General features: G+C 41.3%; 14 protein-coding genes. All 14 read left to right on the top strand.

The window, feature by feature from the left end; genetic code table 11:
• Positions 1-70 precede the first annotated feature (70 nt).
• Genes BLS24_RS05560 through BLS24_RS05500 form a run of 14 tightly spaced genes read left to right on the top strand, consistent with a single transcriptional unit; the run spans position 71 to position 14344 of the window.
• Complete coding sequence (locus BLS24_RS05560; RefSeq protein WP_176764347.1) at positions 71-1450, top strand: bifunctional folylpolyglutamate synthase/dihydrofolate synthase; 1380 nt, start codon at positions 71-73, stop codon at positions 1448-1450.
• 16 nt (positions 1451-1466) lie between these two features.
• Positions 1467-1631 carry a hypothetical protein gene (locus BLS24_RS15210; protein WP_176764346.1) on the top strand — a complete coding sequence of 55 codons (165 nt, stop codon included), beginning with the start codon at positions 1467-1469 and terminating at the stop codon, positions 1629-1631.
• A gap of 2 nt (positions 1632-1633) precedes the next feature.
• Complete coding sequence (locus BLS24_RS05555) at positions 1634-3052, top strand: tetratricopeptide repeat protein (RefSeq protein ID WP_091756942.1); 1419 nt, start codon at positions 1634-1636, stop codon at positions 3050-3052.
• A gap of 39 nt (positions 3053-3091) precedes the next feature.
• A complete protein-coding gene (locus tag BLS24_RS05550) occupies positions 3092-4444 on the top strand; it encodes an MBOAT family O-acyltransferase (RefSeq protein ID WP_091756940.1) in 1353 nt (450 codons plus the stop codon).
• A 14-nt stretch (positions 4445-4458) separates the two neighbouring features.
• Positions 4459-5400, top strand: a complete 942-nt coding sequence (locus BLS24_RS05545; protein WP_091756938.1) for a GDSL-type esterase/lipase family protein — start codon at positions 4459-4461, stop codon at positions 5398-5400.
• A gap of 17 nt (positions 5401-5417) precedes the next feature.
• The gene (locus tag BLS24_RS05540; RefSeq protein ID WP_091756935.1) at positions 5418-5663 is read left to right on the top strand and encodes a hypothetical protein; all 246 of its coding nucleotides are present in this window, start codon (positions 5418-5420) and stop codon (positions 5661-5663) included.
• 24 nt (positions 5664-5687) lie between these two features.
• Complete coding sequence (locus tag BLS24_RS05535) at positions 5688-6065, top strand: RidA family protein (protein WP_071175471.1); 378 nt, start codon at positions 5688-5690, stop codon at positions 6063-6065.
• A gap of 12 nt (positions 6066-6077) precedes the next feature.
• Positions 6078-7127: a tetratricopeptide repeat protein gene (locus BLS24_RS05530; RefSeq protein WP_091756933.1), complete on the top strand. Its 1050-nt coding sequence runs from the start codon at positions 6078-6080 to the stop codon at positions 7125-7127.
• A 20-nt stretch (positions 7128-7147) separates the two neighbouring features.
• The gene (locus tag BLS24_RS05525; protein ID WP_091756931.1) at positions 7148-7945 is read left to right on the top strand and encodes a DUF7402 domain-containing protein; all 798 of its coding nucleotides are present in this window, start codon (positions 7148-7150) and stop codon (positions 7943-7945) included.
• Between the two features lie 6 nt (positions 7946-7951).
• On the top strand, positions 7952-9865 hold the full coding sequence (locus BLS24_RS05520) for a heparinase II/III domain-containing protein (RefSeq protein ID WP_091756928.1): 1914 nt from the start codon (positions 7952-7954) through the stop codon (positions 9863-9865).
• Positions 9866-9895: 30 nt separating this feature from the next.
• Positions 9896-11053, top strand: coding sequence for a glycoside hydrolase family protein (locus tag BLS24_RS05515; protein WP_091756926.1), 1158 nt, complete (start codon positions 9896-9898; stop codon positions 11051-11053).
• Between the two features lie 18 nt (positions 11054-11071).
• Entirely contained in the window at positions 11072-13120 is a 2049-nt protein-coding gene (locus BLS24_RS05510; protein WP_091756924.1) for a DUF2264 domain-containing protein, read from the top strand.
• Positions 13117-13665, top strand: a complete 549-nt coding sequence (locus tag BLS24_RS05505) for a GNAT family N-acetyltransferase (RefSeq protein ID WP_091756922.1) — start codon at positions 13117-13119, stop codon at positions 13663-13665. Before BLS24_RS05510 ends, BLS24_RS05505 begins: the two co-directional genes overlap by 4 nt.
• Entirely contained in the window at positions 13643-14344 is a 702-nt protein-coding gene (locus BLS24_RS05500; protein ID WP_091756920.1) for a LytR/AlgR family response regulator transcription factor, read from the top strand. Before BLS24_RS05505 ends, BLS24_RS05500 begins: the two co-directional genes overlap by 23 nt.
• Positions 14345-14359: the final 15 nt, after the last annotated feature.

Genomic DNA, 14359 nt, shown 5'->3' with positions numbered 1-14359 from the left:
ATCATTTTAACGTGTTATAATGATATTGTTGAGTTGAGGGGCTTAACTACGACGTATAGTAGGGATGGCTATGGAAGATATTGTTAGAGGGAAAGTGGAGGAGTTCATTTCACGCTTTGACAACGGAGAAAGTATCTCGTTGGATGAGTGTGAGTCTTTTCTCAATGAAATTCCCGGATTTACAGATAAACATACAATTGAAGATACCAGAGATTTTCTAGCATTTCTTGGAAATCCTGATGAGAATATGAAGATCATCCATGTGGCTGGAACTAATGGTAAGGGATCAGTATGCTGCTATGTGACTAATATCTTGAACGCAGCAGGATACAGCGTTGGAACCTTTACTTCACCACATCTTGTCAGTATCACTGAGAGATTTAGCGTGGATGGCAAGAATATTTCCGAGAAGATATTTCTGGAAGTATTTATTGAGCTCTTAAATAGGGTGCTTGAATATGATAAGGAAGATTATTTCCCTACATATTTTGAGTTTCTCTTTTTCATGGCAATGATCCTGTACGATGTATATCCTGTGGATTACCTGGTTTTAGAGACAGGACTTGGCGGCAGACTTGATGCTACTAATTCTATCAGTAGTCCTGTACTTAGTATTATTACTGAGATTGGTTTTGACCACATGCAGTATCTTGGCAATACCATTGAGGCTATTGCAGGCGAGAAGGCAGGAATCATCAAAAGGGGCGTTCCAGTAGTCTTTTTTGACAAACAAAAAGAAAGCTCAGAGACGATCAAGAACAGGGCTCTTGAACTTGATACAAGAGCAATAATGATAGAAGGCAAAAGTATTGAAAATGTAAGCACTATCAGAGATGAATCAGGAAACAAATACATTGCTTTTTCATATAATTCCCTTTATGATAAATATGTTGACCTGAAATTATCAACTGAAGCCAGATATCAGGCTGAAAATGCGGCTCTAGCCGTGACAGCTGCTGAGCTTTTAAGGGATAATGGTGCCGAGATCACCGAACTTGATATCCGCGAGGGACTACTTAGTGCCAAGTGGGAAGGCAGAATGGAAGAGATTCACCCAGGTATTTACGTTGATGGTGCTCATAATATAGATGGTATGGAGGCTTTCCTTGATACTGTCAAAGAGATCCCGTCAGAGGGCAGAAAGCTTCTTTTATTTGGAATAGTTGGTGACAAGCAATACAGGGACATCATTTGCAAAATACTCTTAAGTGGTGAATTTGATGCCATCTATGTGGCGGTCTTAGAGACTTCCAGATCAGTTTCAGTAGCTGATCTTAAGACAGCCTTCGAAGACTGCAAGGAAGAACATCACATCTTTGGTGTTCCGATCAAATATTATACCAATGTAAGGGATGCAATTACCGATATAGTAACAATGAGGAAATCAGGAGACATCGTATTTGGTGCTGGATCGCTGTATCTTGCAGGGCAGATCAAAGCCATAATGTGATGCAGAGGATTTATCTATGCTTAATTTTGAAGAAGAGTTAAAAAAATTCAAACCAAGTCTTGAGATAGAGGATGCTGAGGATATTATTTATAATCAGGATCTTGATGATATGTCTGATGTTTTGGTCAGACTCCTTAAGGACGCAGGACAGGGAACTGACAATCAAAGAAGGACAAAGTAATAATGAAATGTAATCGTTGTGGGACAGAGCTTAATAAGGGGGATATCTGCCCAGGATGTGGAGCAAATGTTAGGACTTATAGGAGACTTGTAAGTCTTTCTAATGTTTATTACAATGACGGCCTTGAAAGAGCCGGAGTTAGGGATTTAACAGGTGCTACAGAAGCTCTCAAGCAGAGCCTTAAGCTCGACAAGAATAATATAGATGCCAGAAACCTTCTAGGTCTTATTTACTATGAGACTGGGGAGGTTGTTGCTGCACTTTCAGAATGGGTTATCAGCAAGAACCTCAAGACAGAGGATAATGTTGCTGATTATTACATGGATACTGTAAGAAACAGCCCATCCAAGTTAGATGATATCAACCAGACAATCAAGAAGTTTAATATTGCGCTTAATTACTGCCACCAGGACAGCCTTGATCTAGCTGTTATTCAGCTCAAGAAGGTGCTGTCTCTTAATCCTGGCTTTATTAAAGCGCATCTTTTGTTGTGTCTTTTATATTTAAAGGGTGGTAACTGGGATAGGGCCAAGATTGAGGCTCAGAAAGCATTAAAGCTTGATTCAGGCAATGTTCTTGCCAAGAAATATCTTAAGGAAGCTGACAGTATGTTGCTTCCAGGTGAGAGCGGCAAGCTTGTTTCTGATATTGCCACTGCTGACAGTGATGATGTTATCAGATACAATAGTGGCAATGAGATGATCATTCAGCCAGTCAAGAAGTCTGCAATTACCAGAACAGGCTCTATTTGGGGTATCGTTCTTGGTATCGTTCTTGGACTTGCAGCTGCATGCTTCCTTATCCTTCCACAGAGGATCGTTAGCATTAACTCTAGCAATCAGCAGAAGATCACACAGATCAGTGAAGAATCAGATGCCAAGTCAGCCAAGATCAATGAGTACGAACAGCAGATAGCTACTCTTCAGACTCAGGTCGACAATCTTCAGACTCAGGTAACTGACTATGAGGGCGTTGATTCAACATCAGCAGCTATGAACAGTCTTATGAAGGCTGTTAGCATATATCTTGCAAATCCTTCAGATGTAGAAGGAATGGCAAAAGCTCTTTCTAAAGTGGATCTTAATGCCATTGGAGATGATATATCTCCTGAGTTTAAGAGTCTTTATGACAGCTTAATGTCACTGGTAGGACCACAGCTTGCGACATCTTACTATAATACAGGATATGAAGCTTATAAGTCAGATGACTATGCGACTGCTATCGCCAACCTTTCTAAGGCATATCAGTACAACAGTGGTGATGTTAATACACTGTATTATCTGGCTACTTCGTACTATGCAAATGGGGATATTGACAAGGCAAAAGAATCTTATGACCTTGTAGTCAATAACTTCCCTAACACTCAGAGTGCTCAGGCAGCACAGACCAAACTTGCGGAGATCAACAACTCCGGTAATTGATGTAGTTTTTGATTTATATATAGGATTGATAGTGGGGAAATGATAAATTTTTCGGATTTAACTTTTATTTTTAGGTTTTTACCGGTTGTTCTTATAGCTTATTATCTGACTCCCATTACATATAGAACGTGGACACTCTTAATTGGTAGCCTTGCTTTCTATGCAGTAGGGGATATCAGATTATTTCCAGCTCTCTTGGGAGCTGTAATTGTTAACTATTTATTTGGCAGAGCAAATTTTGGTGAGAAGAAAAAGCTTCTTCTTGCCTTTGCTGTGTGTCTTGATGCATTGATGCTGATCGAGTTTAAGCTTATCGGTCAGTTCATCAATAATTCTTTTCTTCCAATAGGAATCAGCTTCTATACTTTCAAGATGATTTCTTATCAGGTGGATATTTACAAAGGTAAAATTGAAAATGAACCAAAATTTGTAGACGTTGCGGCCTATTTCACTATGTTTCCACAGGTGACATCAGGTCCTATTATGCGTTACTCAGATTTTGAGAAGTTAGAGCTCAAAGAGAAGCTTGGCGACATTTTAGAGCAGATCGAAGATGGTCTTAAGTTCTTTGTTCTTGGACTTGGGTTTAAGGTCCTTCTTGCAGATCACTTTGCTATGCTCTGGAATGATATCGGAACCATCGGCTATGAGAGTATTTCTACACCTCTTGCCTGGATAGGAGCCGTTACTTATTCACTTCAGCTTTATTATGATTTCTGGGGATATTCACTTATGGCAGCCGGAATAGGCGTTATGCTTGGATTCCCATTTATCACAAACTTTGACCAGCCTTATAGCTCTGGTAGTATTTCTGAGTTTTATCGCAGATGGCATGCTACTTTGGGCTCATGGTTTAAGGATTATATCTATATTCCTCTCGGAGGCAGCAGGAAGGGAACAGGAAGAACATTTCTTAATCTCCTTGTTGTTTGGCTTATTACAGGCTTTTGGCACGGAGTTACACTTAACTTCATTTTGTGGGGACTTATCCTCTTTGCATTTATCGCCCTTGAGCATTTCGTGATCATGCCAAAGCTTCCAAAAACTCTTGGCAAGATCATAGGTAAGATAAATGTATTAGTATTTATCCCGCTTACATGGGTAATATTTGCAATAACCAATCCTATGCATCTTCTTGAGTATTTCAAGAGACTTTTCCCATTCTTTGGAGAGGGAATCGCAGTCAATCAGAACGACTTTATCAAGAATCTTGGTATCTATGGCGGCTTCCTTGCTGCAGGTATCATACTTCTTTTACCTGGCCTATATAGATTTTTTGTAAAAAACAGAAAACACCCTGTTATAAATGTGTTTTTATTTATACTGTTCTGGGCATGCGTATTTAGCTTGTCCAATGCAGCTGGCAATCCATTCATGTATTTTAAATTTTAGATAGGAAAGAAAAAATGTGGTTTAAAAAGAGCCCGCTTCTCATTGGAGTAGTGGTATTTACAATCTTAATATCGGGCATCTCTTTTGGACTTAAAGATACTGTGTATCAGGAGTACAGCATCAGCATGGGAGCTGACACGCCAATCCTTAGCCTTTTCTTTAAGGGACTTACTGATGGCGTATTCCCATGGAGCAGCGCTCCTATAGAGGAACCTATTGAATTAGTAGAAGACGAAGTTGATGAAGAGGAAGTTACAGAGCTTGTAGAGGAACCTGTAGAAGATTCTGTTACCGATGTTTCTGCTAATGATGTTTCAGGTAATGACGTATCCGGCAATTCAGAGGATGTTACATATGAATTAACAGAAGTAACAGATGATTATTTCTGTGATGCATTATTTATTGGAGATTCTAGAACAGTAGGCCTTTCTGAGTACTGTGAGGAACTTGATTCAAGAGCAACTTTCTATTCCAAGGTTTCACTTACAATATTTACAGCGATGACCAAGGAATTTGTTACGACAGAAGATGGCAGAAAGATAACAGTTGATCAGGCGCTTTCTGAGCATCAGTTTGCCAAGATCTACATCATGCTTGGACTTAACGAGATTGGTACTGGTAATACAGAGTATTTCTGCAACAAGTACAAAGAAGTTCTTGATAGGATCAGGGAACTTCAGCCAGATGCCATCATCTATATTCAGGGCATCATGCATGTAACAGCCAATAAGAGTGATAATGACAAGCACTTTAATAACGCAAACATCAATGAGAGAAATGAAGCTTTGTCTCAGTTTGCTGATAACAAGACTATCTTCTATATTGATATGAATGAAGCTGTTGATGACGAAAATGGAAATCTTTTGTCAGAACTGTCCTTTGATGGTGTTCATTTAAAGGCTTCTTCCTATGAGAGATGGCACCAGTATTTGCTACAACACGCTATTGTTAAGTAATGAGAGAAGGTGATAAAATGGCTAGAGAAATGACATTTAAGATGGAACGACCTGGACTTTTACATGAAGGTGATCATGTGACTGTCACAGAAGGAGTTCTTCCTAGTAACTATTACTATACTATCGACCCTTCCCTTGCAATGTCAGGAAACTTCCCTTTCCGCGAGCGTATGCTAGAAAGAGAAGGTGTAGTGACCAAGGTTGAAGAGAACGCAAGAGGATTCTATGTAACTGCTCTTTTTGGTGAGGATCAGACGGAGTAGAACATATCATAAGGAGGAGACAAAATGGAGTACATTTCAACAGACAAAGCACCAGCAGCAATCGGACCATATTCTCAGGCTATCAAGGCAGGAGATTTCTTATATGCTTCAGGACAGATTCCTATCAATCCTGAATCAGGTGAGATCGATACTACTACTATTGCTGATCAGGCTGACAGAGTTTGCCGTAATATTGGTGAGATTCTCAAGGCTGCAGGAACTGATTATGAGCATGTAGTTAAGACAACTTGTTTCCTTGCTGAGATGAGTGATTTTGCAGCATTCAACGCTGTATATGAGAAGTATTTTACTGGCAAGCCAGCTAGAAGCTGTGTTGCAGTCAAGCAGCTTCCTAGAAACGTTCTCTGCGAAGTGGAGATCATCGCATATTTAGGAAAATAATAGGGGACATGTATGAAGCTTAAAACAGCGATCTGCGCTTTAGCTTTAACAATGATTCTTTCTGGTTGTGGAAGTTTGTCAGGGGGACACAATATCGATTCAGGTTTTGCATACATCGAGAGCCATCAGTATGATAATGCTCTCGAGAGTTTTAATGTAGCTGAAGAGAAGGGTGAAGACGCCTGCCTTGTCCACAGAGGAAGGGGTATAGCTTATCTTTACAAAAATGAATATGAGCTGGCAGTTAACGAACTGCTGGCTTCTTTGGCTACTGACGAGGGAATAGTTGATGATATGGACTTTGACACCAACTATTACCTGGCAGAAGCTTATTACAAGCTTGGTGAATACAACAAGGCAAAAGAGGTTTACGACGCTATCATAGGTCTTCGCAGTAAGGATAGTAATGCCTACTACCTTAGAGGAACTGCAGAACTTGCAGCTGGTGAGCATGACCTTGGATATGCTGATTTTACCAAAGCGATCTCTTTAAATCCCAAAGATTATTCAATGATGATAATGATATGCAAATCTCTTGATGAGCAGGGCTATGGAGACGAAGGCAGATCCATTTTGAGTAAGGCTATGGAAAACGGTAGCGACTTCATGTCCAACTATGAGAGAGGACAGATCTATTTTTATCTCGGCGATTATCAGAGCGCAGTTCAGTATCTTGAGACTGCCAGCAATGAAAGGGACCAGGACAAAGAGCCTGTTATCCTGATGCTGGGACATACACTTGAGACTATGGGAGACTATTCAACTGCTTGCAGCAAGTATTCTAATTATCTAAGGGATAACCCAGATAGCGCCAAAGTCTACAATAGACTTGGTATGTGCCAGATAAAGCTTGCAGATTATGAGTCAGCGGTAGCTTCCTTTGAAGCAGGCATTGCTTTAGATGATAAGGCCATGAATCAGGCTCTTACTCTTAATCAGATCACTGCATATGAATATATGGGCGAGTTTAACCTTGCTTCTTCACTTATGACTACTTATCTTGAGACGTATCCTGACGATGAGACTGCCATAAGAGAAAATATCTTTTTATCTACTAGGTAACAGATTTACGGGAGAATATTATGAAAATATCTGTATATAATGATTGGGATCATGTACCAAAGGCTGAGAGCGAAGGCCAGGACAACGTGGTACTTGCCTGGGATGGTGAATACAGAAAGGGCGATATCATCGAATTTTCCGGCATCGAGCCTGACAATTTTTATGTAGTCAAGGTTGACGCTGCCATTGATCCGGCACTTGTGTATATAACTCAGGAGACTGTGCTTTTTACAGTTCCTTTTTATGAGAAAAAAACCAGCTACAATCCATTAGCTTTCTTTGGTAATAGACATTATGTCAGCATCAGAGCAGCTTTTTCTTTTGAAGTAGAAGGATATCGCAATATAGCAGCAAATCCATTTGATCAGCATGAGGTAGTAGGAGTTTATCCTCATGCCAGTGCCAACGTTGAAACAAGAGGAGAGGCAGTATTTGCAGCTAGAAATGCTATTGATGGCTGTATCGCAACTCTTTCTCATGGAGAATGGCCTTATGAGTCCTGGGGCATCAACAGACAGGATGATGCAGAGTTTACCCTTGATTTTGGAAGAGAAGTAGACTTTGACCAGATAGTTCTTTATACAAGGGCTGATTTTCCACATGATAACTGGTGGGTAGAGGCTACATTCACCTTCTCTGACGGAACAAGTGAAGTCGTTCAGATGGACAAAAAGGTGGCAGAGCCTCATGTTTTCCACATTGAGAGAAAGGGTATCACTTGGCTCAAGCTAGGCAAACTTATCAAAGCTGATGACCCAAGCCCATTCCCGGCTCTTACACAGATTGAAGTTTATGGAAGCGAATCCGCCGGGAGGTAATGGATTATGGAACACAGGTCCATAGTAGAGGATTATTTAAAAAAGACAGAGGGTGCAGGCCTTTATGACATCTATCCTGATATATCAGATAGAGACAGGTGGGATGCCCTTTCTGATACTCTTAAGACGAATCTTATAAATGCTGGAGAAGAGGCTTTAAAAGAGCCTTGGACCCAGCTTCTTATTTCTGACTTCAGAGAATTCACCAAAACCGGTAACAGAGTTCAGTTCGAGGATAAGTATTTTCCACGAAGAAGAAAATTAAATAAGCTTGTAATGGCTGAATGTGTCGAGAATAAAGGAAGATTTCTTGATGCTATCTTGGATGGACTATATCTGATTCTTGAAGAGACTACCTGGTGCCTTCCACCTCATACAAGCTATGAACGAGATGCAGCCCAGGAGACTATGCCAGATCCTACAAGACCTATCATAGATCTTTTTGATGCTGAGTCTGGCGCTGAGATAGCAGTTTGTGAGTATCTCTTAAGGCCAGTTTTTCAGAAGATAAGCCCATATATCAGTCTCTATGTTAATGAGAGATTAAAGGAGCGTATCTTTGAGCCATATCTAAATCAGCACTTCTGGTGGATGGGAAACGGCAAAGAGCCAATGTGCAACTGGACTGTTTGGTGCACTCAAAATGTTCTTTTGTGCGCGTTTACAAGGCCTACAGGGTTCTTTTCACAGGATGTTATGAGATCCTTCCTTGAAAAAGCGGCTCTTTCCTGCGATTATTTCCTTGATGAATACGGAGATGACGGCGGATGTGATGAGGGCGCTCAGTACTATACTCATGCAGGCCTGTGCCTCTTTGGATGCCTTGAGGTTATGAGCGGCGCACTGGGAAAAGAGAGCTCTTTTACCGGAGTGTTTAGTGATAAGCTCATAAGAAATGTGGCAAACTACATTGTTAAGATGTATGTTAGAAACGGCTACTACGTGAATTTTGCTGATTGCAGCGCTCTTCCAGGAAGAAGGACTGCAAGGGAATTCCTTTTTGGCAAAGCAACAGGAGATGAGGTGCTTGCTAGCTTTGCAGCGGAGGACTTTAAGGCTGAGAGCACGGATCAGAAGCTTATTTCAGATGAGATAAATCTCTTTTACCATGTTTGTCAGGCCTTTGCCTATGATGAAATGGAGGCTTATAAGAAGACTGAGAGCCTAGCTGAGGATACTTTCTTTGCAAGCGTCGGACTTATGGTAGCAAGGGATGACACTTATGTCCTTGCAGCCAAGGCTGGGGATAATGCAGACAGCCACAATCATAATGACGTGGGCTCTTTTACCGTGTACAAGGATGGAAAGCCTTTTGTGATCGATCTGGGCGTTGGAACCTATACCAAGAAGACCTTCTCAGACAGAAGGTATGAGCTGTGGACCATGCAGTCTCAGTTCCACAATCTGCCTACATTTATTGACAGCGAGGTTTTTGATGGCAGGGTAGCTTTACTTGGAAGGGATTCAGAGGCTGACAACCATGATGAACATGTGTATATGCAGCATGATGGGGAAAAGTATGCTGCAAGGGATGTGAAATGTCTTTTATCTGGGAATGCCAATAGCGGAATCTCATCACTTTCTATGGACATGGCAGGTGCCTATGACAGCCCCAAGATAAAGAGCTACAAGCGAGATATCAGCCTTAATAAGGGCGCCTATATTGTAGTAGAGGATGAGTTTGAAGCTGATGCTAGCTGCATCATAAGTCTTATGACCTATGAAAAGCCAGTTGCATCTGATGATAAAACACATATAACTGTGGAAAACATAGGAAAGATCATTATCGAAGGTGGAAAAGTATCAGAAATTCAGGAATATCCGGTAACAGATGAAAGACTTGCGCTTGCCTGGAAGCATGAGGTTTACAGAGTTTTAGTAAAGCCTGATGCCAGAAAGCTTAAGCTTACAATAAAATAAGTAATATCATAACAAAAAGAGGTATAAGTAATGGGTTTATTAAAAGCAGAAGATGAAAAGTGGGTCAAAGACACCCTTAAAAAGATCGAAGATAAGATGGTTCCTGTAACTGAGAGAAACAGAAACAAGATTCCATATACAACAGATGCAAACGGCAGATTTGACGACAGGGCTGGCAAAAATGACATCTGCTGGTGGACAAATGGCTTCTGGGGCGGCGAGATGTGGCAGCTATACAAGCTTACAGGAAATGAGATGTTTAAGCAGGAAGCTCTCCAGGTAGAAGATAAGATGGATGCAGCATTCCTTAACTACAACGGAATGGATCATGACGCCGGATTTAGATGGCTTCCTACAGCTGTTATCAATTACAAGCTTTATGGTGGCGAAGAGTCCAAGAACAGAGGACTTTTGGCAGCAGCTTCTCTTGCAGGACGTTTTAACTTAAATGGTAATTTCATCAGAGCCTGGAACGACTGGGGCGATGGCAGAGATACCACAGGCTGGGCAATCATCGACTGCATGATGAATCTGCCTCTTTTATACTGGGCATCAGAGGAACTTAAGGATCCAAGATTTAAAGAGATCGCAATGGCTCACGCAAACACTGCTATGAAGAACTTTGTAAGGGAAGACGGCTCTGTTAGACATATCGTGGGCTTTGATCCATTTACAGGTAAGTTTGACAGAGAGTACGCAGGTCAGGGCTATTCAGAAGGCTCATCCTGGACAAGAGGCCAGAGCTGGGGTATCTACGGCTTTACTCTTAGCTATATCTACACAGGTGATGAGAAGTATCTTAAGACAGCTCAGAAGATCGCAGAGTACATTCTTTCTGACATGCCAGAGACCTTCCTTGTGCCTATCGATTATAGACAGCCAAAAGAAGACGACCTTGAGGATTCAACAGCAGCAGCTATTACTGCAGGCGGCTTTATAGAGCTTTCAAAGTGTCTTGATAAGCTTGGGGAGACTGATAAGGCTGAGAAGTACCTTGAGGCAGCAGTTAAGCTCCTTAAGGCCCTTGATGGACACAGCTGCGACTATACATTAGACAGAGACAACATCCTCACTAGAGGTTCAGTTGATTATCATGGAAACGGCCATCATATGGCTATCATCTACGGTGATTACTACTATATTGAAGCACTTATGAAGCTTACAGGTACTGCACTTACAGTATTTTGATGGCAGTTGGAGGAGATTATGAAATTCACACCAAGTCATACTAATTTTGAACTTAGCCCATATACAGGACTTGATAGAGATAGCTGGATCGAAGCTGCCCAGTATCTATTAGCTGGTATATTTGACAACATCAAGGATATCGAAGACCCAGTAGTTATGCCAAGATATGAGACAGAGGTTACTTATCCTTCCAAGGATGCACCTCTTTGGAGAATCAAGGCCGAGGTTTTTGAGGGGCTTTGCAGATCATTTTTTGTTTCTGCGCCACTTATCCACATTAAACCTGACCTCGAGCTCAATGGCATAAACATCCGTGAATATTACAAGAAGCAGGTTCTTTACGCAGTTACTAAGGGCGAAAAGAACTATGTTCTCAATTACTCAGACATGAAAGAGCTTGATAAGAGCGGCAATCCTGTGGCTGTTTATCAGCAGACTGTTGAGACGGCAGCTCTTGTGATCTGCCTCTGGCTTTCTAAGGATGAGATCTGGGAGACTTATACACAGGATGAAAAAGACAGGATTGCAGCCTTTTTGACTGACTTTGCCCATGCCAATACAGTTCCACAGAACTGGCGTCTATTTAACATGCTTGATATGGCGTTTCTCTATATGAATGGCTACGACATCGATGAAGACATCATGAGAGACCACGCTCAGAACATCCTTGCTTACTATGCAGGTGATGGCTGGTATAGAGATGGTCAGTCTTTTGACTACTACTCATGCTGGGCATTTAACATGTATACAGCTATCTGGAATGAATGGTATGGCTATGAAAAAGAGCCTTACATTGCCCAGAAATTTGAAGATAACTCCAATGAACTTATGAAGACCTATCCTATGTTCTTTGACAGGGATGGCTTTACAAACATGTGGGGCAGAAGTGGTATTTACAGAAATGCTGCCACAAGTGCCTTTGATGGCAATCTTATGATGAAAAATTCCAGCATCAATCCTGGACTTGCAAGACGTATCTGCTCAGGTTCACTTCTCCAGTTCCTTACAAGAGATGATTTCCTTTGGAGCGGAGTGCCTACTCTTGGCTTTTATGGTCCATTTGTGCCTCTTGTTCAGGGATATTCCTGCGCAGAATCACCTCTTTGGCTTGCTAAGGCTCTTTTGTGCCTACATTTACCAGCTGACCACCCATTCTGGACTGCCAAGGAAGAGAACGGTATCTGGGAGCAGTTAAAAGAAAGAGAGACTAAAGTTACAACTCTTAATGGGCCTGCCCTTTGCATGGCAAACCATGAAGCTAACGGAATCACAGAGCTTAGAACCGGTAAGATCGTTAAGCACAAGGATGATGCCCACGGCATGTGGAACTACAGTAAGCTTGTGTTTAATTCAAAGTTCCCTTGGGAATCAAGACCTTGCGAGGGAGTTGAATCTCAGCAGTATGTGATTACTTATCTTGACGAAGAGGGGGCAAAGGGACTTGCGGCTAATGCCACATTTTGGCATGGTGAGAAGGAGAACGTCCTTTACAGAAGGCAGTTCTTTGAATATGAGACTGAGACAGAAACTCATTGGAGAACAGCACTTAATATTGCAGACTTTGCTGTCCCTTATGGCATTTTCCGCGCGGACAAGATACGTCTTTTCAGAAGACCTATCCGTATAACTCTTGGAGCATTTGGCTTCCCTGACAATGGTACAGAGGTCATTACGAAGGAAAAAGATGGCTACAAGGCTGTAATACTAAAGGGACATGACCATACAGGAAAAGAAAAACAGTTAGCCTTTACAATTATGGACGGATGGGATAATATCCAAATAATAAAAAGCACAGATACAAATCCTGACAGTAAGAATTCCATAGTTCTTTTTGCAGATACTAAGAGAGACAAGCAGTATGGATATGAGCCATATTTCCTGATCTCACAGGTTATCACCAAAGAGAGCTTGGATGATTTTGATGATGATGATATTTTCCCAGTTAAGGCTATTGAATACACAGACCCTCAGAAATGCGGAGGATACGGTCCAGTAACCATAACACTCAAAGATGGAACTGTAAGGACTATTGACTTTGACTTGATGGAGGGTAATTTACAGCTATGACATACCAGATCAGAATTGCTACACCTGAGGATGCTAAAGAGCTACTTGATATTTACAGGTACTATGTTGAAAACACAGCTATAACTTTTGAATATGATGTTCCTTCTGTAGAGGAATTCAGAGGCAGAATAGAACGTGTACTAAAAAAGTTCCCTTATTTAGTAGTGGAGGGAGATGGCAAGATCTACGGATATGCTTATGTTAGTCCATTCAAGGAAAGAGCTGCTTATCAGTGGGCGGTTGAGACTTCTATCTATGTGGCCAAAGATGCCAGAAGAGACGGACTTGGACGCATGCTCTATGAGGAACTTGAAAAGCGCCTTAAAGAGATGGGAATTCTTAACCTTAATGCTTGTATCGGTTACCCAAACGGGGCTGAAGATGAGCACTTAACATATGATAGCGTTAAGTTTCACGAAAAGATGGGCTATTCTATGGTGGGAGAGTTCCACCAGTGCGGCTACAAGTTTGGCAGATGGTACAACATGGTCTGGATGGAGAAGCTAATAGGAGAACATGTGAATGATCCAACTTGCGATCGTTGAAGATGAAAATTCATATGCTGATCAGCTGATAGAGTTTGTGAATAGGTATCAGTCAGAGAGCGGAAAAACTTTCAAGATAACCAGATTTAAGGATGGTGATGAGATCACCAATGGCTATCGTGGACAGTTCGATATTATCCTTATGGATATTGAGATGAAGCTCATGGACGGTATGACGGCAGCAGAGGAGATCAGAAAACTCGATCAGGACGTTATCATTATGTTTATTACTAACATGACTAATTACGCTATCAGGGGCTATCAGGTTGACGCCCTTGATTACGTATTAAAGCCAGTTAGTTATTTTGCTTTTTCTCAGAAGCTTGGAAGAGCTATATCCAAGATGAAGAGTAAGAGCAGTAAGACTATATCCATAGAGATGCAGTCTGGAGTTAAAAAACTAGATATAGACAATGTCTTTTACATTGAAAGTGAAGGACACAACTTAAATTTTTATACAAGTGGCGGGGAGTTTACAATAAGGGCCAAGCTTAAGGATTTTGAAGAACAGCTTGTTCCCTACAATTTCTTTAGGAGCAACAAGGGATATCTTGTTAATCTTAAATATGTGGATGGTGTAGAAAATGGCAGTTGTCTCATTGCTGGCAAGCAGCTTCTTATCAGCAGATCCAGAAAAAATGACTTTATGACTGCCCTGACTGAGTATATGGCTCAGTGATTTAAGGAAGTTCCC

The sequence above is a fragment of the Butyrivibrio sp. INlla18 genome, assembly GCF_900103635.1.
In the GTDB taxonomy this organism is placed as follows: Bacteria; Bacillota; Clostridia; order Lachnospirales; family Lachnospiraceae; genus Butyrivibrio.
Note: the sequence above shows the minus strand (reverse complement) of the source record. Positions and strands in the feature narration are given on the sequence as shown.

Bases quoted from the DNA above. Each gene is read 5' to 3' on its own strand.
- BLS24_RS05520 (WP_091756928.1), top strand. From the start codon at position 7,952: ATGGAACACAGGTCCATAGTAGAGGATTATTTAAAAAAGACAGAGGGT.
- BLS24_RS05515 (WP_091756926.1), top strand. From the start codon at position 9,896: ATGGGTTTATTAAAAGCAGAAGATGAAAAGTGGGTCAAAGACACCCTT.
- BLS24_RS05540 (WP_091756935.1), top strand. From the start codon at position 5,418: ATGGCTAGAGAAATGACATTTAAGATGGAACGACCTGGACTTTTACAT.
- BLS24_RS05555 (WP_091756942.1), top strand. From the start codon at position 1,634: ATGAAATGTAATCGTTGTGGGACAGAGCTTAATAAGGGGGATATCTGC.
- BLS24_RS05525 (WP_091756931.1), top strand. From the start codon at position 7,148: ATGAAAATATCTGTATATAATGATTGGGATCATGTACCAAAGGCTGAG.
- BLS24_RS05560 (WP_176764347.1), top strand. From the start codon at position 71: ATGGAAGATATTGTTAGAGGGAAAGTGGAGGAGTTCATTTCACGCTTT.
- BLS24_RS05545 (WP_091756938.1), top strand. From the start codon at position 4,459: ATGTGGTTTAAAAAGAGCCCGCTTCTCATTGGAGTAGTGGTATTTACA.
- BLS24_RS05535 (WP_071175471.1), top strand. From the start codon at position 5,688: ATGGAGTACATTTCAACAGACAAAGCACCAGCAGCAATCGGACCATAT.
- BLS24_RS15210 (WP_176764346.1), top strand. From the start codon at position 1,467: ATGCTTAATTTTGAAGAAGAGTTAAAAAAATTCAAACCAAGTCTTGAG.
- BLS24_RS05505 (WP_091756922.1), top strand. From the start codon at position 13,117: ATGACATACCAGATCAGAATTGCTACACCTGAGGATGCTAAAGAGCTA.
- BLS24_RS05500 (WP_091756920.1), top strand. From the start codon at position 13,643: ATGATCCAACTTGCGATCGTTGAAGATGAAAATTCATATGCTGATCAG.
- BLS24_RS05510 (WP_091756924.1), top strand. From the start codon at position 11,072: ATGAAATTCACACCAAGTCATACTAATTTTGAACTTAGCCCATATACA.
- BLS24_RS05530 (WP_091756933.1), top strand. From the start codon at position 6,078: ATGAAGCTTAAAACAGCGATCTGCGCTTTAGCTTTAACAATGATTCTT.
- BLS24_RS05550 (WP_091756940.1), top strand. From the start codon at position 3,092: ATGATAAATTTTTCGGATTTAACTTTTATTTTTAGGTTTTTACCGGTT.